Origin of the sequence: Catenulispora subtropica (assembly GCF_039531675.1) — a bacterium.
Classification (GTDB): Bacteria; Actinomycetota; Actinomycetes; order Streptomycetales; family Catenulisporaceae; genus Catenulispora; species Catenulispora subtropica.
This window is the reverse complement of the sequence record NZ_BAAAQM010000018.1, coordinates 107,054-128,690: the sequence shown is the minus strand read 5'-3', so window position 1 is coordinate 128,690 and position 21,637 is coordinate 107,054. Positions and strand designations below refer to the sequence as shown.

General features: G+C 71.8%; 21 protein-coding genes. 11 read left to right on the top strand and 10 right to left on the bottom strand.

Annotation, left to right across the window (positions count from 1 at the left end):
* Positions 1-218: 218 nt before the first annotated feature.
* Positions 219-1,043, top strand: coding sequence for an LPXTG cell wall anchor domain-containing protein (locus ABD466_RS17690; RefSeq protein ID WP_344658166.1), 825 nt, complete (start codon positions 219-221; stop codon positions 1,041-1,043).
* A 60-nt stretch (positions 1,044-1,103) separates the two neighbouring features.
* Here ABD466_RS17690 and ABD466_RS17685 read toward each other — a convergent pair whose 3' ends face one another.
* Entirely contained in the window at positions 1,104-1,664 is a 561-nt protein-coding gene (locus ABD466_RS17685; RefSeq protein WP_344658165.1) for a DUF6215 domain-containing protein, read from the bottom strand.
* A 97-nt stretch (positions 1,665-1,761) separates the two neighbouring features.
* Positions 1,762-3,177, bottom strand: coding sequence for an NAD(P)H-quinone dehydrogenase (locus ABD466_RS17680; protein WP_344658164.1), 1,416 nt, complete (start codon positions 3,175-3,177; stop codon positions 1,762-1,764).
* Positions 3,178-3,312: 135 nt separating this feature from the next.
* On the opposite strand from ABD466_RS17680, the gene ABD466_RS17675 reads away from it, so the two are divergent.
* The 3 genes from ABD466_RS17675 to ABD466_RS17665 are packed head-to-tail and all read left to right on the top strand — an operon-like array spanning position 3,313 to position 7,380.
* A complete protein-coding gene (locus tag ABD466_RS17675; RefSeq protein WP_344658163.1) occupies positions 3,313-4,764 on the top strand; it encodes an MFS transporter in 1,452 nt (483 codons plus the stop codon).
* Positions 4,765-4,803: 39 nt separating this feature from the next.
* On the top strand, positions 4,804-5,604 hold the full coding sequence (locus ABD466_RS17670) for a purine-nucleoside phosphorylase (RefSeq protein WP_425558673.1): 801 nt from the start codon (positions 4,804-4,806) through the stop codon (positions 5,602-5,604).
* 18 nt (positions 5,605-5,622) lie between these two features.
* Complete coding sequence (locus ABD466_RS17665) at positions 5,623-7,380, top strand: phospho-sugar mutase (protein ID WP_344658162.1); 1,758 nt, start codon at positions 5,623-5,625, stop codon at positions 7,378-7,380.
* Positions 7,381-7,462: 82 nt separating this feature from the next.
* On the opposite strand, the gene ABD466_RS17660 is transcribed toward ABD466_RS17665, so the two are convergent.
* Positions 7,463-8,185, bottom strand: coding sequence for a hypothetical protein (locus tag ABD466_RS17660; protein WP_344658161.1), 723 nt, complete (start codon positions 8,183-8,185; stop codon positions 7,463-7,465).
* A gap of 164 nt (positions 8,186-8,349) precedes the next feature.
* On the opposite strand from ABD466_RS17660, the gene deoC reads away from it, so the two are divergent.
* The 4 genes from deoC (at position 8,350) to ABD466_RS17640 (ending at position 11,974) form a co-directional block, all read left to right on the top strand.
* Positions 8,350-9,291, top strand: coding sequence for a deoxyribose-phosphate aldolase (deoC, locus tag ABD466_RS17655; RefSeq protein ID WP_344658160.1), 942 nt, complete (start codon positions 8,350-8,352; stop codon positions 9,289-9,291).
* Between the two features lie 17 nt (positions 9,292-9,308).
* The gene (locus ABD466_RS17650; RefSeq protein WP_344658195.1) at positions 9,309-10,736 is read left to right on the top strand and encodes an aldehyde dehydrogenase family protein; all 1,428 of its coding nucleotides are present in this window, start codon (positions 9,309-9,311) and stop codon (positions 10,734-10,736) included.
* A complete protein-coding gene (locus ABD466_RS17645) occupies positions 10,729-11,604 on the top strand; it encodes an aldehyde dehydrogenase family protein (protein WP_344658159.1) in 876 nt (291 codons plus the stop codon). The genes ABD466_RS17650 and ABD466_RS17645 overlap by 8 nt, the downstream gene beginning before the upstream one ends.
* A gap of 91 nt (positions 11,605-11,695) precedes the next feature.
* A complete protein-coding gene (locus tag ABD466_RS17640; RefSeq protein ID WP_344658158.1) occupies positions 11,696-11,974 on the top strand; it encodes a hypothetical protein in 279 nt (92 codons plus the stop codon).
* A gap of 60 nt (positions 11,975-12,034) precedes the next feature.
* Here the strand turns inward: ABD466_RS17640 and ABD466_RS17635 are convergent, their stop codons facing one another.
* Together ABD466_RS17635 and ABD466_RS17630 are read right to left on the bottom strand one after the other, a co-directional pair.
* On the bottom strand, positions 12,035-12,811 hold the full coding sequence (locus ABD466_RS17635; RefSeq protein ID WP_344658157.1) for a hypothetical protein: 777 nt from the start codon (positions 12,809-12,811) through the stop codon (positions 12,035-12,037).
* Positions 12,812-12,993: 182 nt separating this feature from the next.
* On the bottom strand, positions 12,994-13,533 hold the full coding sequence (locus ABD466_RS17630) for a SigE family RNA polymerase sigma factor (RefSeq protein ID WP_344658156.1): 540 nt from the start codon (positions 13,531-13,533) through the stop codon (positions 12,994-12,996).
* Between the two features lie 115 nt (positions 13,534-13,648).
* On the opposite strand from ABD466_RS17630, the gene ABD466_RS17625 reads away from it, so the two are divergent.
* Genes ABD466_RS17625 through ABD466_RS17615 form a run of 3 tightly spaced genes read left to right on the top strand, consistent with a single transcriptional unit; the run spans position 13,649 to position 16,417 of the window.
* Positions 13,649-14,329 (top strand): response regulator, encoded by a 681-nt coding sequence (locus tag ABD466_RS17625; RefSeq protein WP_344658155.1) that lies wholly within the window; start codon positions 13,649-13,651, stop codon positions 14,327-14,329.
* Positions 14,322-15,809, top strand: coding sequence for an ATP-binding protein (locus ABD466_RS17620; RefSeq protein ID WP_344658154.1), 1,488 nt, complete (start codon positions 14,322-14,324; stop codon positions 15,807-15,809). The genes ABD466_RS17625 and ABD466_RS17620 overlap by 8 nt, the downstream gene beginning before the upstream one ends.
* Positions 15,806-16,417: a hypothetical protein gene (locus tag ABD466_RS17615; RefSeq protein WP_344658153.1), complete on the top strand. Its 612-nt coding sequence runs from the start codon at positions 15,806-15,808 to the stop codon at positions 16,415-16,417. Before ABD466_RS17620 ends, ABD466_RS17615 begins: the two co-directional genes overlap by 4 nt.
* Positions 16,418-16,656: 239 nt before the next feature.
* Here ABD466_RS17615 and ABD466_RS17610 read toward each other — a convergent pair whose 3' ends face one another.
* The 5 genes from ABD466_RS17610 to ABD466_RS17590 all read right to left on the bottom strand — a co-directional run bounded on the left by ABD466_RS17610 (position 16,657) and on the right by ABD466_RS17590 (position 21,607).
* Entirely contained in the window at positions 16,657-17,304 is a 648-nt protein-coding gene (locus ABD466_RS17610; protein ID WP_344658152.1) for a hypothetical protein, read from the bottom strand.
* Positions 17,305-17,486: 182 nt separating this feature from the next.
* Complete coding sequence (locus tag ABD466_RS17605) at positions 17,487-18,590, bottom strand: adenosine deaminase (RefSeq protein ID WP_344658151.1); 1,104 nt, start codon at positions 18,588-18,590, stop codon at positions 17,487-17,489.
* A 9-nt stretch (positions 18,591-18,599) separates the two neighbouring features.
* On the bottom strand, positions 18,600-19,889 hold the full coding sequence (locus ABD466_RS17600; protein ID WP_344658150.1) for a thymidine phosphorylase: 1,290 nt from the start codon (positions 19,887-19,889) through the stop codon (positions 18,600-18,602).
* A 9-nt stretch (positions 19,890-19,898) separates the two neighbouring features.
* Positions 19,899-20,291, bottom strand: a complete 393-nt coding sequence (locus tag ABD466_RS17595) for a cytidine deaminase (protein ID WP_344658149.1) — start codon at positions 20,289-20,291, stop codon at positions 19,899-19,901.
* Positions 20,292-20,308: 17 nt separating this feature from the next.
* On the bottom strand, positions 20,309-21,607 hold the full coding sequence (locus ABD466_RS17590) for an ABC transporter permease (protein ID WP_344658148.1): 1,299 nt from the start codon (positions 21,605-21,607) through the stop codon (positions 20,309-20,311).
* Between the last annotated feature and the right edge of the window lie 30 nt (positions 21,608-21,637).

Sequence of the window (21,637 nt, the reverse complement as noted above, 5' to 3'; positions counted from 1 at the left end):
ACACCCACCGACGCTCGCCAAGGCGTTGACAATACGACGTAGACGGTCGGCCCAGCGCCGGCCGTCTACGTCATTCCACGTGTTTTCGTACTAGTTCCCTCGCCAAAGAGCTGGTCAGGGCTTTCCAGCCAGCCGCTCTTTGGTAGCCTGCGGACAGCGCAGGAAGGGATGGTCCCGCGCGAACCAGTCATTCGATCACCCGCGATTGGGGACCATCAGTGAACGACCCTCGTCTGCGCACGGGCTTCCGGGTGGCCATGGGAGTGGCAGCCCTCGCCCTCGCCACGGCTGGCACCGCCCACGCCGCCCCGTCCCAGCCCGTCCCCGGCGACAACGGCGACGTGAAGATCCACAAGGTCGACACCCCGACGCCCGAACCGGACAACGAGCCCCACGTCTGCAAGTTCTATCTGGACGCCTTCAACTTCGACACCCTCCAGTCAGTCCACTGGTACATCGACAAGTGGGCTCCCGGCGAGGACAAGGGCGCCGAAGCGGCCTCCGGCGACATCACCCTGAAGGACGGCAACGGCGCGACCACCCCGATCACCCTCCCGAACGGCCACTACAAGCTGTTCTGGCACTTCGAGGGCGAGAACGGGAAGGACAAGCAGAAGGTCTTCTGGGTCGACTGCCCCACTCCGGGCGGCACGACGGGCGGCACGACGGGCGGCACGACGGGCGGCACGACGGGCGGCACGACGGGTGGGACCACAGGCGGCACGACCGGCGGGACCACGGGGGGCACCACCGGCGGGACGACCGGCGGCACCACCGGGGGCACCACCGGCGGCACGACCGGCGCCACCACGAGCCCGAGCACCCCTCACAGCTCTGCAAGCACCGCCCCCACCAGCACTGCGCCGACCAGCGCCGCGCCGACCAGCCCGGCGCCGACCACGAGTCCTTCGACCTCGTCGACCGGCAGCCTGGCCCACACCGGGGCGAACGGCGGCGTCCTCTTCGTCGCCCTGGGCGCCGTGACCCTGGCCGGTGGCGGCTTCGCGCTGCGCCGCTACGCCATGGCCCGTACCAAGGCCTGATCCGCACGCCACCTGTAGGGACGCCGAACGGCGGCCGGCCCCACGCCGGCCGCCCGGCCGCTACTTCCACTCGGGCAGCGTCGGCAGCACCTTCTCCGCCACCGCCCGCTCCAGGCGCGCCGAGTCGTCCTGCGTCATCGTCGTGCCGTCGGTCTTCAACACGTCGACCGAGTAGAACCCGCTGCCCGCGGCGTCGTAGCTCACCACCAGGTTGTACAGCTGCCGCCCGCCCGCGGTGCCGGTCACCAGGGTCGCGGAGTGTCCGGCGACCTTCTCCGTCTCCTTCACCGACCCCGGCCTGTGCGTCGCGACGATCACCTCGTACGGGCCCGCGGTGTACAGCACGTGGACCGACGGCTCGGCACCGTTCGCGCCCGGCTGGGCCATCGCCCCGCCGAACTCCGTCTTCGCCTTCGGGATGCCCAGGACGGTCGGCAGATCCGCCTTCCGCAGCGCCTTGCAGAGGTTCGAACCGGTGAGGTTCGCAGCCTCCTGCGTCGCGGGCTTGCACGGGTCCGGGTGGTCCGGGGAACTCCAGTACACCGCCACGCCCACCGCGGCGCCGCCGAGCACCAGCGCGGCCCCGACCTGGACCAGTGTGCTGCGATGCGAGAACTTCACGTGGCTGCCCCCAAGATACCGACCGGTAACCGTGTCCGGAACGGCCATCCTGACGTGTCGGCGGCCCGGGAAACAAGCCCCCCGGCGGGGGAACCGCTCAGTCCTCGTCCTTGACGTCCGCGTGCAGCCGCCGCGCCGCCTCGGCCACGGACCCCGACAAAGACGGATAGACCGTGAACACCGAGGCCACCTGGTCCACCGTCAAGTGCAGGTCCACCGCCATCGTGATCGGGTGGATCAGCTCGCTGGCCCGCGGAGCCACGACGACCCCGCCGACCACGGTGTCCGACCCCTTCCGCGAGAACAGCTTCACGAAGCCGTCCTTGAAGCCCAGCATCTTCGCCCGCGGGTTCGAGTCCAGCGCCAGCTTGTACTCGTTGAACCCCGGCGAGTCGTTCTGCGCCTTCACGTTCGTCTGGCCGACCGTGGCCACCTCGGGGCTGGTGAAGATGTTCGACGACACCCGCTTCAGGTTGATGGGCCACACCGCCTCCCCCAGCGCGTGGTACATCGCGATCCGGCCCTGCATCGCCGCCACCGAGGCCAGCAGCAGCACGCCCGTGACGTCGCCGGCCGCGTACACCCCCGGCGCCGAGGTCCGCGACACCCGGTCGACCTCGATGTGCCCGCTCCTGGTCAGCTCGACGCCGGCCTCCTCCAGGCCCAGGCCCTCCGTGTTCGGCAGGGAACCGACCGCCATCAGCACGTGCGAGCCCTCGACCGTCCGCCCGTCCTCCAGCGTCACGACCACCCGGTCGCCCTTGCGCACCGCCGACGCCGCCCGCGAGCGCGACAGCACGCGCATCCCGCGCCGCCGGAACACGCTCTCCAGCACCTCCGCGGCGTCCGCGTCCTCGCCCGGCAGCACGCGGTCGCGCGAGGACACCAGCGTCACCGCCGACCCCAGCGCCTGGTACGCCCCGGCGAACTCGGCGCCGGTCACGCCGGACCCGACCACGATCAGCTCCGGCGGAAGCTCCTTGAGGTTGTAGACCTGCTTCCAGTTCAGGATCCGCTCACCGTCCGGCATGGCCTCCGGCACCTCGCGCGGCCGCACGCCGGTCGCCAGCAGGATCACGTCCGCGTGGTACAGCGTCACGGTCCCGTCCGGGAGGTCCACCTCGACCTGCCGGTCCGGCGTCAGCCGCCCGCGGCCCCTGATGATCTGCACGCCGGCCTTGCTCAGCGACTCCCCGATGTCCACCGACTGCGCCGAGGCCAGGTCCTTCACCCGGCGGTTCACCTTGTCCAGGTTCACACCGGTCACACAGCTGCCGCCGACGGACACCCCGCCGATGCGGATCCCCAGTTCGTCGGCCGACTCGAACGACGACATCACGTCCGCGGTCGCGATCAGCGTCTTGGACGGCACGCAGTCCGTCAGGACCGACGCCCCGCCCACCCCTTCAGCCTCGACGAGCACGACGTCCGCGCCGAGCCGGGAGGCCACCAGAGCCGCCTCGTAGCCGCCAGGTCCACCGCCGATGATCACGATCCGAGTCACGATGTCCATTGTCCCCCATCGAAAACAGTGCCGCGAAGCAGCTCCACAACGGGCGGCGGAGGGAGGCGGGTGGCGGAGAAAACGTGTTGGCGGCACCGGATAGCCTGGTCCGGCCGCGACTAGATGGAAATCAGGTAGATAACCGTGAGCAACACCGCCCAGGACACCGTGGCGGCCGCGCCCTCACAGGAGCACGAGCACACGCACGAGACGGCTCCGTCGCCGACGTCACCGACGTCACCGACGTTGAAGGAGACGTTCGGCGAGTCCCTCACCGTTCTCCGCATCCGCCAGTTCCGCCTGATACTCCTGGAACGGCTCCTCTCGACCTCCGCGACCGGCATCTCCTCCGTCGCGCTCTCCTTCGCCGTCCTGGCGGTGACGAAGTCCGCCGCCCACCCCGACGGCGACGCCGCCGCGGTCGCCTTCGTGCTGGCCGCGCAGCTGGCCCCGATGCTGGTCTTCACCCTGGTCGGCGGCGTCCTCGCGGACCGCTTCCGTCCGCAGCGCGTCATGATGGCCGCCAACTTCGCCGCGGCCGCCGGCGAGGGCCTGGCCGGACTGCTGGTGCTCACCCATGCGGCGCACACGTGGAACCTGCTGCTCGCCGCGGTCCTGATGGGCACCGGCGGCGCGCTGTTCTACCCCGCGTCCAACTCGCTGACGCCGCGCCTGGTCCCCGCCGAGCGGATGCAGGCCGCCTCGTCCCTGTCCCGGCTGGCGCAGTCCTCGATGCTGATGCTCGGGTCGGCCATGGGCGGCGTGCTGGTGACCGCCTTCGGACCGGGGTGGGCGATGTCCCTGGACGCGGTCCTGCTGCTGCTCGGCACCCTGCCGATGCTGCGGATCACGGTCGCCGCCCTGGAGCGCGCCGCGGAGAAGGCCCCCGGCATGCTGCACGAGCTGCGCGAGGGCTGGGTCGAGGTGCGCGAACGGACCTGGCTGTGGGCCGTCATCCTGTGCTACGCCGTCGTGCTCGCCGGCTGGTTCGGCGGTTTCATGGTCATCGGCCCCGAGGTGGCCAAGGCCCGTCTCGGCGGAGCCGCGGCGTGGGCGACGATCATCTCCTGCGACGGGCTGGGCGTGCTGCTCGGCGGGGTCGCCGGGCTGGTGTACCAGGTGAGGCGGCCGATGTTCGTCGGCACGATCCTCACCTTCACCTTCGCACTCCCGCCGATCGTGATGGGGCTGGGCGGCCCGGTGTGGGCGATCGCGGCCTCGACGGTGCTGGCCGGGTTCTCCGGCGAGTACTTCATGATCCTCTGGATGGTCGCGCTGAACCGGCACATCCCGCGGGACAAGCTGGCCCGGGTGTACTCCTACGACGCCCTCGGCTCGCTGAGCGCGTCGCCGCTGGGCTCGCTGGTCGCCGGTCCCACCGCGAACGCGGTGGGGACGCGGCCCGTGCAGATCGGGTCCGGGGTGCTGATGATCGGCGCGACGGCGCTGACGTTCATGTCGCGGCAGGTCCGGACGCTGCGCGCGGACGACGTGCCGACGGAGCCGGTCAGGACCGGCACGGCGGCGGCCGACGCCCCCGGCGCCCGGGTCACCGAGCAGGTCCCGGCCGTGGCCGCGGTCTGCGGCGAGGCCTGACACGGGGCCCGGAACCGCCCCGCGCTGTACGCTCACCGGGTGACGAACACCGTTGAGGACCCCTACCAGCTCGCCGAGACCGCCGCCGCGCGGCTCACCGAACTCGCCGGACGGCACGACGTCGCCGTGGTCATGGGCTCCGGGTGGGCCGAGGCCGCGGACGCGCTCGGCGCCGCCGACTGGGAGTCCCCGGTCGACGCCCTGCCCGGCTTCGCGGCCGCGACCGTGGTCGGGCACGCGGGCAAGGTGCGGTCGATCACCGTCGGCGGCAACAAGGTCCTGGCGTTCCTGGGCCGGACGCACCTGTACGAAGGCCGGGGCGTGGCCACGGTGGCGCACGGCGTGCGGACCGCGGTGGCCAACGGCGTGAAGACCGTCGTGCTCACCAACGGCTGCGGCGGCCTGCGGGCCGACATGCACGCCGGGCAGCCGGTGCTGATCAGCGACCACCTGAACATGCAGCTGGAGTCGCCGATCGTGGGCGCCCGTTTCGTGGACCTCACCGACCTGTACTCGGAGCGGCTGCGCGCGCTGGCCCGCACCGTCGACCCGGGTCTGGCCGAGGGCGTCTACCTGGCGCTGCGCGGCCCGCATTTCGAGACCCCGGCCGAGATCCGGATGTTCCGCTCCTGGGGCGCGGACCTGGTCGGCATGTCCACCGCGCTGGAGGCCATCGCCGCCCGCGAGGCGGGGGCCGAGGTGATGGGTATCTCCCTGGTGACGAACCTCGCCGCCGGCATGACCGGCGAGCCGCTGTCGCACACCGAGGTCATGGAGACCGGCGCGGCGTCGGCGGCGTCCCTGGGGACGCTCCTCCGGGGCATCGTCGAGAAGATCTGACGCCCGGAAGGGGACGCGATGACACAGGGCATTGATCAGGGCGCCGGCACCGGGATGGCGACCGGCACCGGCTCGGCGACCGGGACCGCCACCACGGCCGCCGGCTCGGCGACCGGGACCGCCGCCATCGGCGAGGCGCTGTTCGCCGCCGCCCGCGCCTGGCTGGCCGAGGACCCGGACCCGGCCACCCGCGCGGAGCTCACCGACCTCCTGGAGGCCGCCGAGTCCGGCGACCCCGTCGCTCACGGCTACCTGGAGGACCGTTTCGACGGCCGCCTCCAGTTCGGCACCGCGGGCCTGCGCGGCGAGCTCGGCGCCGGTCCCAACCGGATGAACCGGGTGACGGTGCTGCGCGCCGCCGCGGGGCTGGCGGCGTTCGTCACCGAACAGCACGGCACCGGCCAGGTCGTGGCGATCGGCTACGACGCCCGGCACAACTCCCGGCGGTTCGCCGAGGACACCGCCGAGGTGATGCTCGGCGCCGGGCACCGGCCGTACCTGATGCCGCGCGAGCTGCCCACCCCGATGCTGGCGTTCAGCGTGCTGCGTCTGGGCGCGAAGGCCGGCGTGATGGTGACCGCGAGTCACAACCCGGCGCGGGACAACGGCTACAAGGTCTACCTCGGCGACGGTTCGCAGATCACCACGCCGAACGACGCGCTGATCGCCGCCGAGATCGACGCGGTCGGGGCGCTGGCGGACGTGCCGCGCGGGGCGGTGGAGGACGTCGAAGCGGTGCCGGAGGACGTGATCGACGCGTACGTGGCGCGGTCGGCCGAGCTGGTCGCCGAGTCCACGCACCGGGACCTGCGCTTCGTCTACACGGCGATGCACGGCGTCGGCTTCGAGCTGTTCCGCCGGGTCCTGACGAACGCGGGCTTCCCGGAGCCGATCAGCGTGCCGGAGCAGCAGGACCCGGACCCGGACTTCCCGACCGTCGCCTTCCCCAACCCGGAGGAGCCCGGCGCGCTGGACCTGGCGTTCGCCCTGGCGGCGGAGCACGACGCGGACGTGATCATCGCCAACGACCCGGACGCCGACCGGATGGCGCTGGCCGTCCCGGACGCGGCGGCCCCGGGCGGCTGGCGCCGGCTGTCCGGCGACGACGTCGGCATGCTGCTCGGCCACTACCTGGCGACCGCGGGCCGCCGCGGGACGTTCGCGACCTCGATCGTGTCCTCCGAGGGCCTGGCCGCGATCGCCGCCGACGCGAAGGTCGGCTACGCGCGGACGCTGACCGGCTTCAAGTGGATCTCGAAGGTCCCGGACCTGGCCTTCGGCTACGAGGAGGCGATCGGGTACTGCGTCGACCCCCGGCACGTCAACGACAAGGACGGGGTCTCCGCGGCGCTGGTCACCGCCGAGTTCGCGGCCGCGCTGAAGGCCGGGGGCCGGACGCTGCTGGACGCCGTCGCGGACCTGGACCGGGTGACCGGGAACCTGGTCACGACCCAGCTGTCGATCCGGAGCGACGACCCGGAGCAGATCCAGACCATGATGCGGACGCTGCGGCGGACGCCCCCGGCGGCGCTGGGCGGGGTGGCGGTCACCGAGGTCGGCGACCTGTCCGCCGGCGGGGTGGCGCTGCCCCCGGAGCAGGGGCTGCGGCTGGCGCTGGCGGGCGGGTGGATCGCGGTGCGGCCGTCGGGGACGGAGCCGAAGCTCAAGTGCTACATCGAGCTCGGGGACCGCGAGGCGGCGGACCGTGGGCCGGTGGTGAAGCGCATCGCGGCCGTGCGGGCTGAGCTGGAGGAGTGGTTCGGGCAGTTCGCGTAGCCGGGACCCGGAGCGGAAAGCGGAGGGCGGCCGATCGCCACGATCGGCCGCCCTCCGCTTTCCGGAGCTCTTTCCCGGATGTTCAGAACGCCCCGGCGATCGCCGCCACCACCAGCGCCACCGCCACCCCGAACGGCGCCAGCGTGTACCAGGTCCACGTCGCCTTCGTCGCCGCCGCCTTCTCGACCGAGGTGGAGCAGATGCGCTTCCGGTCCCGCATCTCGGCCACCGCCTGGTCGGCGAAAGCCAGGTTGTCCACCGGGTCCTCGCGGAACCCGCGCGGGCGGCCGTAGCCCGCGGAGCCCAGCGCGCCGCCCGCGACGTCGCCGGCGCCCGAGGCGCGCTTGGCGGCCTCGGACTTGGCCTGGCGGAGCTTGCGGTTCGCGGCGCGGTCCGCCTTGCGGCGCTCGTGCATCGACACCGGGATGGCCCAGATCGTGAACTTGTGGGGCTTGCCGTCCTCCGGCACGGTCTCGACCACGGTCGACAGCCGGGCCGTGACCGAGTCCACCCGCGGCCAGGCGATCTCGATGCGGCGGAACGGGTTGCGGATCAGGAGGTGCTCGCCGTAGCTGAAGGCCGCCGGGTAGATGCCGCCGACGACGCCGGCGACCATCATGAGCAGGCCGATCATGGCACCGACCGGGTGCTTCTCGGAGCCCAGCCCGAACGCGAGCAAGAAGATCGCGCCGAAGACCACCAGCAGGGCGCCGGTCGCCAGGGAGCCGACGGTGCGGTAGGAGGTGGGCTTCTCGGTGGGCGACGCGGTGGCGTCGTCCGCCGAGGTCGGGGATTTGAGTCGCATAGTGCCGATTCTGCCACCCCTCGTCCCAGCGACTGAGATCGGAAGCCAATCGTGACGAACTAGTGATCGCCCACCCGTCTCCCGCCACCACCCCAACAGCGGAGCTCCGCCCTGTTCAACCTTGCCATTTCTCCTGGCAGGAAGCCCCGGCTACCGTGTGTCTGGTGACCGCACAACTCGCCCTCGACGACGCGGGCCTGCGCCGCCTCCTCCACGGTCTCCCACCCGTGGACCAGGTCGGCGCCGACGCCCGGGCCGCCAAGCTGGGAACCCGATCGATCAAGACCACCGCGAAGGCCGAGGCCCTGGACCTGGCCGTGCGGATGGTCGACCTGACCACGCTCGAGGGCGCCGACACACCGGGCAAGGTCCGGGCGCTGTGCGCCAAGGGCATCCGCCCGGAGCCCGACCAGCCGGAGTGCCCCAGCGTCGCCGCGATCTGCGTCTACGGCGACATGGTGGGCACCGCCAAGGAGGCGCTGGCCGGTTCCGGCGTCAAGGTGGCGGCCGTGGCCACCGCCTTCCCCAGCGGCCGCGCGCCGCTGGCGGTGAAGCTGGCCGACACGGTCGCCGCGGTCGAGGCCGGCGCGGACGAGATCGACATGGTCATCGACCGCGGCGCGTTCCTGGCCGGCCGCTACGCCGCGGTCGCCGAGGAGATCGCGGCGGTGAAGGCGGCGTGCCGGACCAACGGCCACGACGCGCACCTGAAGGTGATTCTGGAGACCGGCGAGCTGGCCACCTACGACAACGTCAAGCGGGCCTCCTGGCTGGCGATGCTGTCCGGCGCGGACTTCATCAAGACGTCGACCGGCAAGGTCAGCCCGGCGGCCACGCTGCCGGTGACGCTGCTGATGCTGGAGGCGGTGCGCGACTTCCGGGCGCAGACCGGGCGGCAGGTCGGCGTGAAGCCGGCCGGCGGCATCCGGACCGCGAAGGACGCGATCAAGTACCTGGTGACGGTGAACGAGACGGCCGGGCCGGACTGGCTGGACCCGGACTGGTTCCGGTTCGGCGCGTCGTCGCTCCTGAACGACCTGCTGCTGCAGCGCCGCAAGCTCGCCACCGGCGTGTACTCCGGCCCCGACTACGTGACGGTGGACTGATCATGGCCAACACAGGCATCTTCGAATACGCCCCGGCGCCCGAGTCGAGGTCGGTCGTCGACCTCAAGCCCTCGTACGGCCTGTTCGTCGGCGGCGAGTTCGTCGACGGCTCGGCCGGCAGCTTCAAGTCGGTGAACCCGGCGACCGAGGAGGTGCTCGCCGAGGTCGCGATGGGCGACGAGGCGGACGTCGACCGCGCCGTGGCCGCCGCCCGCCGGGCCTACGACGAGGTGTGGTCGCGCCTGCCCGGCCGCGAGCGCGCCAAGTACATCTTCCGGATCGCGCGCATCATCCAGGAGCGGGCGCGCGAACTGGCGGTGCTGGAGTCGCTGGACAACGGCAAGCCGATCCGGGAATCACGGGACGTCGACGTCCCGCTGGCCGCCGCGCACTTCTTCTACTACGCGGGCTGGGCCGACAAGCTGGCCCACGCGAACCTCGGCCCGGACCCGAAGCCGCTGGGCGTCGCCGGCCAGGTGATCCCGTGGAACTTCCCGCTGTTGATGCTGGCGTGGAAGGTGGCGCCGGCCCTGGCCGCCGGCAACACGGTGGTGCTCAAGCCCGCCGAGACCACCCCCCTGACCGCGTTGCTGTTCGCCGAGATCTGCCAGCAGGCCGACCTGCCGCCGGGAGTGGTGAACATCGTCACCGGCGCCGGCGCGACCGGCGCGGCGGTCGTCGCGCACCCCGGGGTCGACAAGGTGGCGTTCACCGGCTCCACCGAGGTCGGGCGGCTGATCGCGAAGCAGGTCGCGGGGACCGCGAAGAAGGTCACGCTGGAGCTCGGCGGCAAGGCGGCGAACCTGGTCTTCGAGGACGCGCCCCTGGAGCAGGCGGTCGAGGGCATCGTCGACGGGATCTTCTTCAACCAGGGGCACGTGTGCTGTGCCGGGTCGCGCCTGCTGGTGCAGGAGTCCGTGGCCGAGGAGGTCGTGGAGCGGCTGCGGGAGCGGATGAAGACCCTGCGCGTCGGCGACCCCCTGGACAAGAACACCGACATCGGCGCCATCAACTCCGCCGAGCAGCTGGCGAAGATCCGGACGCTGTCCGAGGCCGGCGAGGCCGAGGGCGCCACCCGCTGGTCGCCGCCGTGCGAGCTGCCCGACCGCGGGTACTTCTTCGCGCCGACCATCTTCACCGGCGTCTCCCAGGCACACCGCATCGCCCGGGAGGAGATCTTCGGACCGGTGCTCAGCGTCCTGACGTTCCGGACCCCGGCCGAGGCCGTGGAGAAGGCCAACAACACCGCGTACGGCCTGTCCGCCGGTGTGTGGACCGACAAGGGCTCGCGGATCCTGTGGCTGGCGCAGCGGATGCGCGCCGGCGTGGTGTGGGCCAACACGTTCAACCGCTTCGACCCCACCTCGCCGTTCGGCGGCTACAAGGAGTCCGGGTACGGCCGCGAGGGCGGGCGCCACGGTCTGGAGGCTTACCTCGATGTCTGAGACGACCCGTTCCTCGGTCCGCAAGACCTACAAGCTCTACATCGGTGGGGCGTTCCCACGTTCGGAGAGTGGACGGAGCTACACGGTGACCGCTCCCGGCGGCGAGTTCATCGCCAACGCGGCCCAGGCCTCGCGCAAGGACGCCCGGGACGCGGTGCGCGCGGCACGGTCCGCCCAGCCGGGCTGGGCAAAGGCGACGGCGTACAACCGCGGCCAGGTCCTGTACCGGATCGCCGAGATGCTGGAGGAACGGCGGGACCAGTTCGCGCAGCAGATCGCCACCGTCGAGGGCGTGGACCTGACCGCGGCCCACACCCAGGTCGACGCGTCCGTGGACCGATGGGTCTGGTACGCGGGCTGGTCGGACAAGCTCTCGCAGGTACTCGGCGCCGCGAACTCGGTGGCGGGTCCGTACTGGAACATCTCCTCTCCGGAGCCGACCGGCGTGGTGGCCGTACTGGCCCCGGCGACGCCGACACTGCTCGGCCTGACCTCGGTGATCGCTCCGGCGATCGTCGGCGGCAACACGGTGGTCGCCGTGGCGCCGGACGCGTGCGCGGTACCGGCGGTGACGCTCGGCGAAGTGATGGCGACGTCCGACGTCCCGGACGGCGTGGTGAACCTGCTCACCGGCTCCACGGCGGAGCTGGCACCGTGGCTCGCCTCCCACCTGGACGTGAACGCCTTGGACCTGGCCGGCGTCGAGCCCGGGTCGGAGATGGCGCGGGACCTGGAGGTCGCGGCCGCGGAGAACCTGAAGCGCGTGGTCCGGCCGAGCGCCGGATACGACTGGAACGCCGACCCGGGGCTGAAGCGGATGAAGCCGTTCCTGGAGACCAAGACCGTGTGGCATCCCATCGGGATCTGACTCGGGATCCGGCCTGCGCCGCTCGGGTGCTCCGCCGTAACGGCGGGGCACCCGTCGTCGTTGTGCGGACATGATCGAGAATCATCGCGGCGTGGTTCGCCGTGTCGCGAGTGCGGCGGTGCTGACCGGCCTCGGGTTGGCCGCGGCTCCGGGCTGTGCGGGCGCGGCCCAGGCTTCTGACGACGCCGGCCTGCGCAGCCTCGGCGCGGTACCGCTCTACCCGCTGGCCGGTGGACCGCTGGACCTGCTTTCGAACAATGTCGTGATTCCTCTGGGGGGAACACAGCTGTCGACGGTTCCGGTCACGGCACCGTTCCAGGACGGGCTGTTGCTGCGGGATGTGCCGGTGGCGGGGTCGTTGCTGTCGTAGCGGCACAACGAAAAGGGCCGACCCGAAGGCCGGCCCCACTGCTCTGCGTGCGCTGGACGCTTACTCCGCCGTCCAGTTTCCGATCGGCAGACCACCCTCGCCCTGCTGCTGCGGCTGCTGCTGCGCCGGAGGCACCGTCGGGATGGCCTGGGTCATCATCGAGTCGGCGTCCTGCGACTGCTGCTGCGGCTGGCCCCACTGCGGCTGCGGCGCCGGCGGCTGCTGCTGCGCCGGGGGCGGGCCCCACTGGCCCTGCTGCGGCGGCTGCTGCTGCTGGGGCGGCGGACCCCACTGGCCCTGCTGCGGCGGCTGCTGCTGCGGCGGCTGCTGCTGCGGCTGGCCCCACTGGTTCTGCGGGGGCTGGCCGAAGCCGGGCGCCGGACGGGCCGGGGCGTGCTGCTGGAAGTAGCCGTAGATCAGCCACGAAGCGACGGCCGCGACGGCGAGCTGGGCGACGGTGATGAAGAAGCTCTGGGTCTTGTCCCAGCCGCTCGGGCCGTCGGCGCCGAAGCCGGAGAACAGGGCGACCACGCCGAACAGGTCCGCGATGCCGATGGCGCCGAGGGCCAGCAGGGAGATCACCTTGGCGTTCTTCAGCTGCGAGCCCAGGTGGGCGAGCCACACCGCGCCGAGGAGCGCGACCACGACCTCGATGCTCACCAGCGTGCCGGCGTTGAGGTAGGCGCGGTCCGAGAAGGACGGCCCACCGCCGAACCCGTTGTTGTTCTGGCCCGGGCCGAACAGGAACGTGATGGTGTGGAACAGCGTGCTGATCGCGCCGAACGCGAGCAGCACAAAGGCCGCCGGTTCGCGCAGGCGCTGAGCTATCGGAGGCATGACCTCTAGCCCCTAACTGTGAGTCGGTCAGTCTTCGGCTGACAGCCTTCCACATAACCAGGGGCGCTGGAACTAAAAGTCGTCAGGTCATTGCGGAATCAGGCGGTTGACGGCGATTTGGCTTTGCCAAGGCATTGCCGAATCGGGGTGGTGCCGTAACCGATGACCGGTTTATGGACAGCTCAGGCGGCGACGAGGTCGGCGTGCAGAGTGCGGACGGCACCGTTCTCCCGCAGTTTCCGCAACGCGCGCCACAGTGTGGACTTCACCGTGCCCACCGACATCCCGAGGCGCTCGGCGATCTCGGAGTCGGTGTAGGAGCCGTAATAGCGCAGCGCCAGGACCTGGCGATCGCGGTGCGGAAGGGCGGCGAGCGCGCTGTGCAGGACGGTGCGCAGCTCGACACGCTCCGTCTCCGGGTCCCACACCGGGGAGTCGGGGAGTTCGTCGGAAGCGGGGTACTCCTCGACCCGGTGGCGGCGCCACTGGGAGATCTGGTGGTTCGACATCGTGCGCCGCACATAGGCGTGCGCCACCCGCTTGTCGGCGATCCGGTTCCACGCCCCGTACACCTTCACCAGGCCCTCCTGGAGGAGGTCCTCGGCGTCGGCGGGGTTGGGCGTCAGCTGGCTGGCCGCGCGCAGCAGCGTCGTCCGGCGGGCGGCGACATACTCCGAGAAGTCGTCGCGGGCGCCGGTGGCGTCGGGGGCATAAGCGGTCATGGGTAAGAGATTCGTAGCCGCCCTTCGTGGCTTCGTCCCCGGCGTGTCACAGCCGTGCAACAGCCCCTTCCTGAGGACTTCCTGAGAGCCTCCCAGGTCAAGGCACAATGTGACCATGCCGTCCCTGCTCCTGGTCGAAGACGACGCCGCCATCCGCACGGCGCTCCAGCTCGCCCTGACCCGTCAGGGCCACCAGGTCGCGACCGCCGCGAGCGGGGAGGAGGCGCTGGCGAACTACAAGAGCGTGCGCCCCGATCTGATCGTGCTCGACGTGATGCTGCCCGGGGTGGACGGCTTCGAGGTGTGCCGGCAGATCCGGCGGACCGAGCAGCTGCCGATCATCCTGCTCACCGCGCGCAGCGACGACATCGACGTCGTGGTGGGCCTGGAGTCCGGGGCCGACGACTACGTCGTGAAGCCGGTCCAGCCGCGGGTCCTGGACGCCCGGATCCGCGCCGTGCTGCGCCGCGGCGAACGGGACACGTCGGACGTGGCCGTCTACGGCGACCTGACCGTCGACCGGTCGGCGATGACGGTGAGCAAGCGCGGGGTGCCGATACCGTTGACGCCGACCGAGCTGAAGCTGGTGATGGAGCTGTCCCGGCACGCCGGGCAGGCCCTGTCCCGCCAGCAGTTGCTGCGGCTGGTCTGGGAGCACGACTACCTCGGCGACTCGCGGCTCGTGGACGCGTGCGTCCAGCGGCTGCGGGCCAAGGTCGAGGACGTGCCGGCCGAGCCGACGCTGATCAAGACGGTGCGCGGCGTCGGCTACCGCCTGGATCCGCCCCGTGCTTAGGCCGAAGCCGCCGCGGGCGGCGAGACGGGCGGAGCTGCCGCGGCGGGCGGAGCGCGAGCGGCAGCGGCACCGGCGGCCGCTGCGCCTGACCGGGCTGCGGATGCGGCTCCTGGCGGCGTTCGCGGCGGTGGCCCTGCTGACGTCGGCGGCCGTGACCGGGGTGTCGTACGTGCTGACGCGGCAGTCGCTGATGGTCCGCATCAACGAGACGTCGGTGCAGCAGTTCGACGCCGCGGTCAACCAGTACAAGCAGCAGATCGACGGCTCCGAGACCACCTCCAGCGAGCTGCAGGACCTGGCGATCGACCTGCAGTCCTCGGGCGGCAACAACTGGGTCCTGTTCAAGGACCAGGTGCGTCCGGCCACGACCAACGACACGCTCACCTACGAGGCGGTCCCGGCCGGTTTGCGCGCCAAGGCGCGCACGGGGGCGGTGGCCTGGCAGCGCACGAAGGTGAACGGCCAGCCCTTCCTGATCCTCGCCAGTTCGGTCCAGCCCCGGAACGTCGAGGTCTACGACTTCGTGAGCCTGCAGCCGCAGCAGGAGGACCTGAACCGGCTGGCGCAGAACTCGGGCATCGCCTCGGCGGTCGCCATCGCCATATCGCTGGCGCTGGGCCTGCTGGCCTCCCGCGGGGTGCTGCTCCCGCTGCGGCGCCTGGGGATCGCCGCCCGCCGCCTGGGCTCGGGCAAGCTCGACACCCGGGTCGAGGTGCGCGGCAACGACGAGGTCGCGGACGTCTCACGCACCTTCAACGAGACCGCCGACGCCCTGGAGCGCTCGATCGCCGAGCTGCGGTCGCTGGAGGCCTCCTCGCGGCGCTTCGTCGCCGACGTCTCGCACGAGCTGCGCACGCCCCTGACCGCGATGACCGCCGTGACGGACATGCTGGAGGAGGCGACCGACGTCGGCGACGAGAGCGCGCCGGCCGCGCAGCTCATCGTCGCCGAGACCCGGCGGCTGGCCCGCCTGGTGGAGGACCTGATGGAGGTCTCCCGGTTCGACGCCGGCACCGCGGAGCTCCGGCGCGAGGAGGTGGACCTGGTCGCCCTGGTCCACGGCTGCCTGGCCGCCCGCGGCTGGACCGGGAGGGTGGCCCTGAACGTCCCCGAGAGCATGCCGGTCGCCGTCGACCAGCGGAGGATCGACGTGATCGTGGCCAACATGGTGGGCAACGCCGTCAAACACGGCGGCGACGGCCCGGTGGAGCTGTCCATCGGGGTGCACCACCAGAACCTGCTGCTCCAGGTGCGCGACCACGGGCCCGGCATCCCGCCGGACGCCCTGGAGCACATCTTCGAGCGCTTCTACAAGGCCGACAAGGCCCGTGGCCGGTCCGAGGGCAGCGGGCTGGGCCTGTCGATCGCCTACGAGAACGCGCACATCCACGGCGGCGAGCTCAGCGGCGGCAACCACCCCGAGGGGGGCGCGGTGTTCACGCTCCGCCTGCCCCTGCGGGAACCGGGAGACCTGACATGAGGCGACGATGGCAGACGGCGGCGGTACCGGCCGCCGTCGTGGCACTGACGGCGGGCGCGTGCGGCGTGCAGCCGACCGGGGTGAACGTGGCCAGCACGCCGCTGTTCAGCGTCTCCCACACCTCGGACTCGCCCCCGGCGTCGTCGGCCGGCGGGAACGAGAAGGTGACCCTTTTCCTGGTGCCGAGGGACAACGCCAGCGTGTACCGGGTCACGCGCTTCGTCGCCAAGAAGCCGAGACAGGCCCCCGATCTGCTGCAGTACCTGTCGACGGTGACCGAGGACGAACAGGCCAGCAACCTCGACACCTCCGTGCCGCCGGACGTCGAGCTCATGGCGACCGACAGCGCCCATGAGTTCGTGGTCCTCAACCCGCCGAAGCTCGGCTCCGTCGCGTTGAAGCAGATGGCGTGCACCTTCGACGCGTTCTGGCGCCAGCAGCAGCCCTACGACGGCCAGAAGTACTCGACCCAGTTCATCTTCCCCAGCGGCTCGAAGTACGACTGGGACGACTGTCCCTCGGTCTTCCAGGACAACAGCCCGGGTCCGACCGCGCCCCCGGCCAGGGGGACCAAGCCGGTCGGCTCCCCCAGCCCGTTCGGCAACTGAGCACAGCGCGACGGCCGCGCGACCCCCGATGCGGGAGTCGGCGCGGCCGCCGGAAAAAGTCACCTATCGTAACCGGCCGTTCGCCGGAGTATGTCCGTGCCCTGATCGCACGGGTGGCATCCAAGCCGCCGGTCTTCACTGTCTGCGGCCCGGGTTCGGCGTTCAGTGGAGCGTGGGGTGCGGCCGGCGGAGCGTCCGCCGGCCGCCTTCGGGTGCCGGTTCCGGGAACCGGTCCGGGGCTAGCCCAGCGGCAGGCCGCCGAGGCCGCCCCCGCCGCCCAGCAGCGGCAGGCCGCCGGCCAGGCCGCCGATCACCGGCAGGCTCTTGACCGGGAGGGCGTCGGTGACGTTCGACAGCGGGCCCTTCGCCGCCGGGGGCGAGGCCGCCGGCTGCGGGGTCGCGGCGGGCGGCGGGACCGCGCCCGGCGCAGCGGGGGCGGCGGGGGCGCCGGGGGCGGCGGGAACGGGCATGGTGGCGGCGGTCTGGGCGGCCTTCGCCGCGGAGGCCGCGTGGGCCGCGCTCTGGTGGTCGTCGTCGACCTTGCGGCTGCGGGTCTCGGCCGACGGCGCCCCGAAGCCGAGGCTGGACAGGCCCGGGATCGCCTGCACGCCCGGCCCGGCGGCGTCCATCGCGTCGGAGAGCTGGCTCAGCCCCGGCAGCCCGGCGATCGGCACCCCGGCGATCTGGCCGGGGTTGTGGGACAGCAGACCCTTCACGGCCGACAGGGCGTTGGTGGACAGCGGGAGGCCGCCACCGCCGAGCCCCGACAGACCGGGCACGGCGGCACCGGCCGGAGCGGCCGCGACCGCCGCCCCGACGGCGGCCAGGCCGACGGTGCCGGCGGCGACGCTCAGACCGCGGAGCGCGCTGGGGGTGACCTTCGACATCGGTGATACCTCACGAACTGACGCAGTGGACCGCGACCGCGGTGTGCGATGCGGCGAATACGCAAGGTACCGAAACGACAAGGCGGATCCAACACGTCCTCCGCCGAAAAGGTGAGTTCCCTTCTCACATAACAGAACGGTTTCCGCGGTTCTCCGGGACGGTTCCGGCGGACCGTCCAGCCTTAAGCAGGGTTCGAAGACACCTCGTCGCGCAGCGCTTCGTACGCCGGCTTCACCACGCCGTTGATCAGCTCCAGGCGCTGGTCGAAGGGCAGGAACGCCGACTTCAGAGCGTTTATCGTGAACCACCGCATGTCGTCCAGGCCGTAGCCGAGGGCCTTGTGCAGTTCGGCGAACTCACGCGTCATCGAGGTCGAACTCATCAGCCGGTTGTCGGTGTTCACCGTCACCCGGAAGTGCAATTCCCGGAGCAGCCCGATCGGGTGGGTCTCGTACGAGACGGCCGCTCCGGTCTGGAGATTGGACGTCGGGCACATCTCCAGCGGGATCCGCTTGTCGCGCACGTACGCCGCCAGCCGCCCGAGCGTCGCCCGGCCCTCGGCGTCCACCAGGATGTCGTCCATGATGGTGTTGCCGTGCCCGAGCCGGTCCGCGCCGCACCACTGCAGCGCCTCCCAGATCGAGGGCAGCCCGAACGCCTCGCCGGCGTGGATCGTGAAGTGGAAGTTCTCGCGCCGCAGGTACTCGAAGGCGTCCAGGTGCCGGGTGGGCGGGTAGCCGGCCTCGGCCCCGGCGATGTCGAACCCTGACACGCCCCGGTCCCGGTGCCGCACCGCGAGTTCGGCGATCTCCTTCGAGCGCGCGGCGTGCCGCATCGCGGTGAGGATCGTGGTGACCTTGATCGGGCGGCCGGCGGCCGCGGCCCGCCGCTCCCCCTCGCGGAAGCCGGCGTCCACCGCCTCCACGACCTCGTCCAGGCCCAGCCCGGCTTCCAGGTGCTGTTCGGGCGCGTACCGCGACTCGGCGTACACGACGCCGTCGGCGGCGAGGTCCTCGGCGCACTCGGCGGCCACCCGGAACAGCGCGTCGGCGTGCTGCATGACGCCGACCGTGTGCTGGAAGGTCTCCAGATACCGGGGCAGCGACCCGGAGTCGGCGGCCTCGGCGAACCAGCGCCCGAGGCCCTCGGCGGTGCCGTCGTGGTCCGGCAGGCCGGCGTATCCGTACTGGTCGGCCAGTTCGATGACCGTCTGCGGGCGCAGACCACCGTCGAGGTGGTCGTGCAGCAGGGCCTTCGGAGCCCTGCGGATCAGCTCTTCATCCATGACCAGACATTACCTGGTCGAGGCGACCACGCGGTCCAGCACAAGCGGCTGCCGCGTGAACTCCGTGCCCACGGCGGCGATGTCGGCCGCGCCCGCGAGGCTCTCCAGGGCGGAGTCGAACATCTCCGGGGTGTCGGTGTGCAGGGTGAACAGCGGCTGGCCGGCGGCGACCGCGTCACCGGGCACCGCGTGCCACTGCACGCCGGCCCCGGCCTGGACCGCGTCCTCCTTGCGGGCCCGGCCCGCACCGAGGCGCCAGGCCGCGACGCCGACCTTGTACGAGTCCAGGCCGACCAGCACACCGTCGCGGTCGGCGGTGACCACGTGGGTCTCCTTCGCCGTCGGCAGCTCGGCGTCCGGGTCGCCGCCCTGGGCGCCGATCATGCGCTTCCAGGCGTCCATCGCCGAGCCGTCGTCGAGCTTGGCGGCCGGGTCGACGTCGCCCAGGCCGGCCGCGTCGAGCATCTCGCGGGCCAGCGCCAGCGTCAGCTCGCGGACGTCCGCCGGACCGCCGCCGGCCAGCACCTCCACCGACTCGCGCACCTCCAGCGCGTTGCCGGCGGTGCGGCCCAGCGGGTTGTCCATCGCGGTGATCAGGGCACTGGTCCGCACGCCGTGATCGGTGCCGAGCGCGACCATCGTCTCGGCCAGCTCGCGGGCGTGCGCGAAGTCCTTCATGAACGCGCCGCTGCCGCACTTCACGTCCAGCACCAGCGCGCCGGTGCCCTCGGCGATCTTCTTCGACATGATCGAGGAGGCGATCAGCGGTATCGACTCGACGGTGCCGGTCACGTCGCGCAGCGCGTAGAGCTTGCGGTCCGCCGGGGCCAGACCCTCACCGGCCGCGCAGACCACGGCGCCGGCGTCTTCCAGCACGGCCAGCATCTCGGCGGTCGACAGCCAGGCCCGCCAGCCCGGGATCGACTCCAGCTTGTCCAGGGTGCCGCCGGTGTGGCCCAGCCCGCGCCCGGACAACTGCGGCACGGCGGCCCCGCACGCGGCGACCAGCGGCGCCAGCGGCAGCGTGATCTTGTCGCCGACCCCGCCGGTGGAGTGCTTGTCGACGGTGGGCCGGGACAGCATGGAGAAGTCCATCCGCTCGCCGGAGGAGATCATCGCCTGCGTCCAGCGCGCGATCTCCCGGCGGTTCATGCCGTTCAGCAGGATGGCCATCGCCAGCGCGGCCATCTGCTCGTCGGCCACCCGGCCGTCGGTGTAGGCGGCGAGGATCCAGTCGATCTGCTCGTCGGTGAGCTCCGCGCGGTCGCGCTTGGCACGGATGACGGTGATGGCGTCCATGAACTGTCCCTAGCTGAGGTTGTCCGGCCCGAAGGCCAGCGGAAGGAGGTCCGACATCGTCGTCGGCTCCGCATCGGGTCCCAGGTCCACCAGCAGACCGGGCCCGCCGAACTCGAAGAGGAGCTGCCGGCAGCGGCCGCACGGCATCAGCGCCGCGCCGGCGCCGTCGACACAGGCGAAGGCCACGAGCCGCCCGCCGCCGGAGGCGTGGAGCGCGGACACCAGCCCGCACTCCGCGCACAACGTGAGGCCGTAGGAGGCGTTCTCCACGTTGCATCCCGAGACGATCCGGCCGTCGTCCACCAATGCCGCCGCGCCCACCGGGAACTTCGAGTACGGCGCGTAGGCGTGCGCCATCGCCTCACGTGCCGCGGTGCGCAGGGCGGGCCAGTCGATCTCCATGGCGGTCAGCGTAACCGCTAACCCTTGATGTAGGGCTTGCCATCGGCGGCGGGTGCGCGCACCCGGCCGATGAGTCCTGCCACCGCGAACAGCGTCGCCACATACGGCAGCGTGCTCAACAGGTCCGAGGGGATCGGCAGCTGCAGCGACGAGGTCTGGTCCGCCAGGGCGGCCGTGAAGCCGAACAGCCCCGCGGCGGCCAGCGCGCCGAACGGCGACCAGCGGCCGAAGATCACCGCGGCCAGGGCGATGAACCCCTTGCCGTTGGTCATCGACTCGGTGAAGTTGCCGACGTTGCCGACCAGCCAGGCGCCGCCGAGGCCGGCGAACGCGCCGCCCAGCATCACGTTGCGGTAGCGCAGGCGCAGCACCTTGACGCCGACGGTGTCGGCGGCGGCCGGGTGCTCGCCGACCGCGCGGGTGCGCAGGCCCCAGCGGGTGCGGAACAGCCCGAGGTGCACCAGCACCACCAGGATCACCGTCACGTAGATGACCAGCGGCTGGTCGAACAGCACCGGGCCGACGACCCAGATCGAGGCCAGGCCCGGAATCCGGAAGGAGTCGAACTGCGTGACGCTGTTGTACGAGCTCTGGTTGGTCTGCATCAGCGACTTGTAGAGGAAGCCGGTGACGCCCAGGGCCAGCAGGTTCAGCACCACGCCGAGCACGACCTGCTCGATCAGGTAGCGGATCGCCAGCACCGCCAGCAGCAGGCCCATCAGCGCGCCGGCCAGCGTCCCGGCGATCACGCCGATGAACAGGTTGTGGGTGGCCGAGCCGACCAGCGCGGTCATGAAGCCGCCGAACAGCAGCTGGCCCTCGATGGCCACGTTGACCACGCCGGAGCGCTCGCCGACCACGCCGCCCAGGGCGCCCAGGACCAGCGGGACCGCGGCCACCACCATCGAGTTCAGCAGCGACGGGATGATCAGCCGCTCGCCGCCCTTGGGGTCGGCGGCGCTCCAGGCCATGAAGGCGAAGGTGAAGCAGAACAGCACCAGCGAGGTCGAGGCCAGGCGCCAGAGGCGGGGCAGCTCGACGGCCAGGCGGGCGATCCCGGCCAGGACGCAGACCAGGGCCAGCGCCACGATCACCGGACGGGCCGGGAAGACCCAGTCCGGCACGTGGGTGCCCTGCTTCGAGATCAGCGTCATCCCGAAGGTGGTGTCGGCGCCGTGGGCGGTGCGCGAGCCCAGCCCGAAGGCGAACAGCGCCACCACGCCCATCACGATCTGCGCGGCGCCGGCGGCGCGCCGCCGGGCGTCCGCCTCGGGGGCGGCCAGGGCCGCGGGGGCGGCGATCGTCGCGACGGCCATCAGCGAACCTCCACCTTCGAGGCCGGGTCG

Coding starts and splice junctions, on each gene's coding strand:
- ABD466_RS17680 (WP_344658164.1), bottom strand. CDS start 3,177: ATGGACATCGTGACTCGGATCGTGATCATCGGCGGTGGACCTGGCGGC.
- ABD466_RS17665 (WP_344658162.1), top strand. CDS start 5,623: ATGACACAGGGCATTGATCAGGGCGCCGGCACCGGGATGGCGACCGGC.
- ABD466_RS17660 (WP_344658161.1), bottom strand. CDS start 8,185: ATGCGACTCAAATCCCCGACCTCGGCGGACGACGCCACCGCGTCGCCC.
- ABD466_RS17645 (WP_344658159.1), top strand. CDS start 10,729: ATGTCTGAGACGACCCGTTCCTCGGTCCGCAAGACCTACAAGCTCTAC.
- ABD466_RS17635 (WP_344658157.1), bottom strand. CDS start 12,811: ATGCCTCCGATAGCTCAGCGCCTGCGCGAACCGGCGGCCTTTGTGCTG.
- ABD466_RS17630 (WP_344658156.1), bottom strand. CDS start 13,533: ATGACCGCTTATGCCCCCGACGCCACCGGCGCCCGCGACGACTTCTCG.
- ABD466_RS17625 (WP_344658155.1), top strand. CDS start 13,649: ATGCCGTCCCTGCTCCTGGTCGAAGACGACGCCGCCATCCGCACGGCG.
- ABD466_RS17615 (WP_344658153.1), top strand. CDS start 15,806: ATGAGGCGACGATGGCAGACGGCGGCGGTACCGGCCGCCGTCGTGGCA.
- ABD466_RS17610 (WP_344658152.1), bottom strand. CDS start 17,304: ATGTCGAAGGTCACCCCCAGCGCGCTCCGCGGTCTGAGCGTCGCCGCC.
- ABD466_RS17605 (WP_344658151.1), bottom strand. CDS start 18,590: ATGGATGAAGAGCTGATCCGCAGGGCTCCGAAGGCCCTGCTGCACGAC.
- ABD466_RS17600 (WP_344658150.1), bottom strand. CDS start 19,889: ATGGACGCCATCACCGTCATCCGTGCCAAGCGCGACCGCGCGGAGCTC.
- ABD466_RS17595 (WP_344658149.1), bottom strand. CDS start 20,291: ATGGAGATCGACTGGCCCGCCCTGCGCACCGCGGCACGTGAGGCGATG.
- ABD466_RS17590 (WP_344658148.1), bottom strand. CDS start 21,607: ATGGCCGTCGCGACGATCGCCGCCCCCGCGGCCCTGGCCGCCCCCGAG.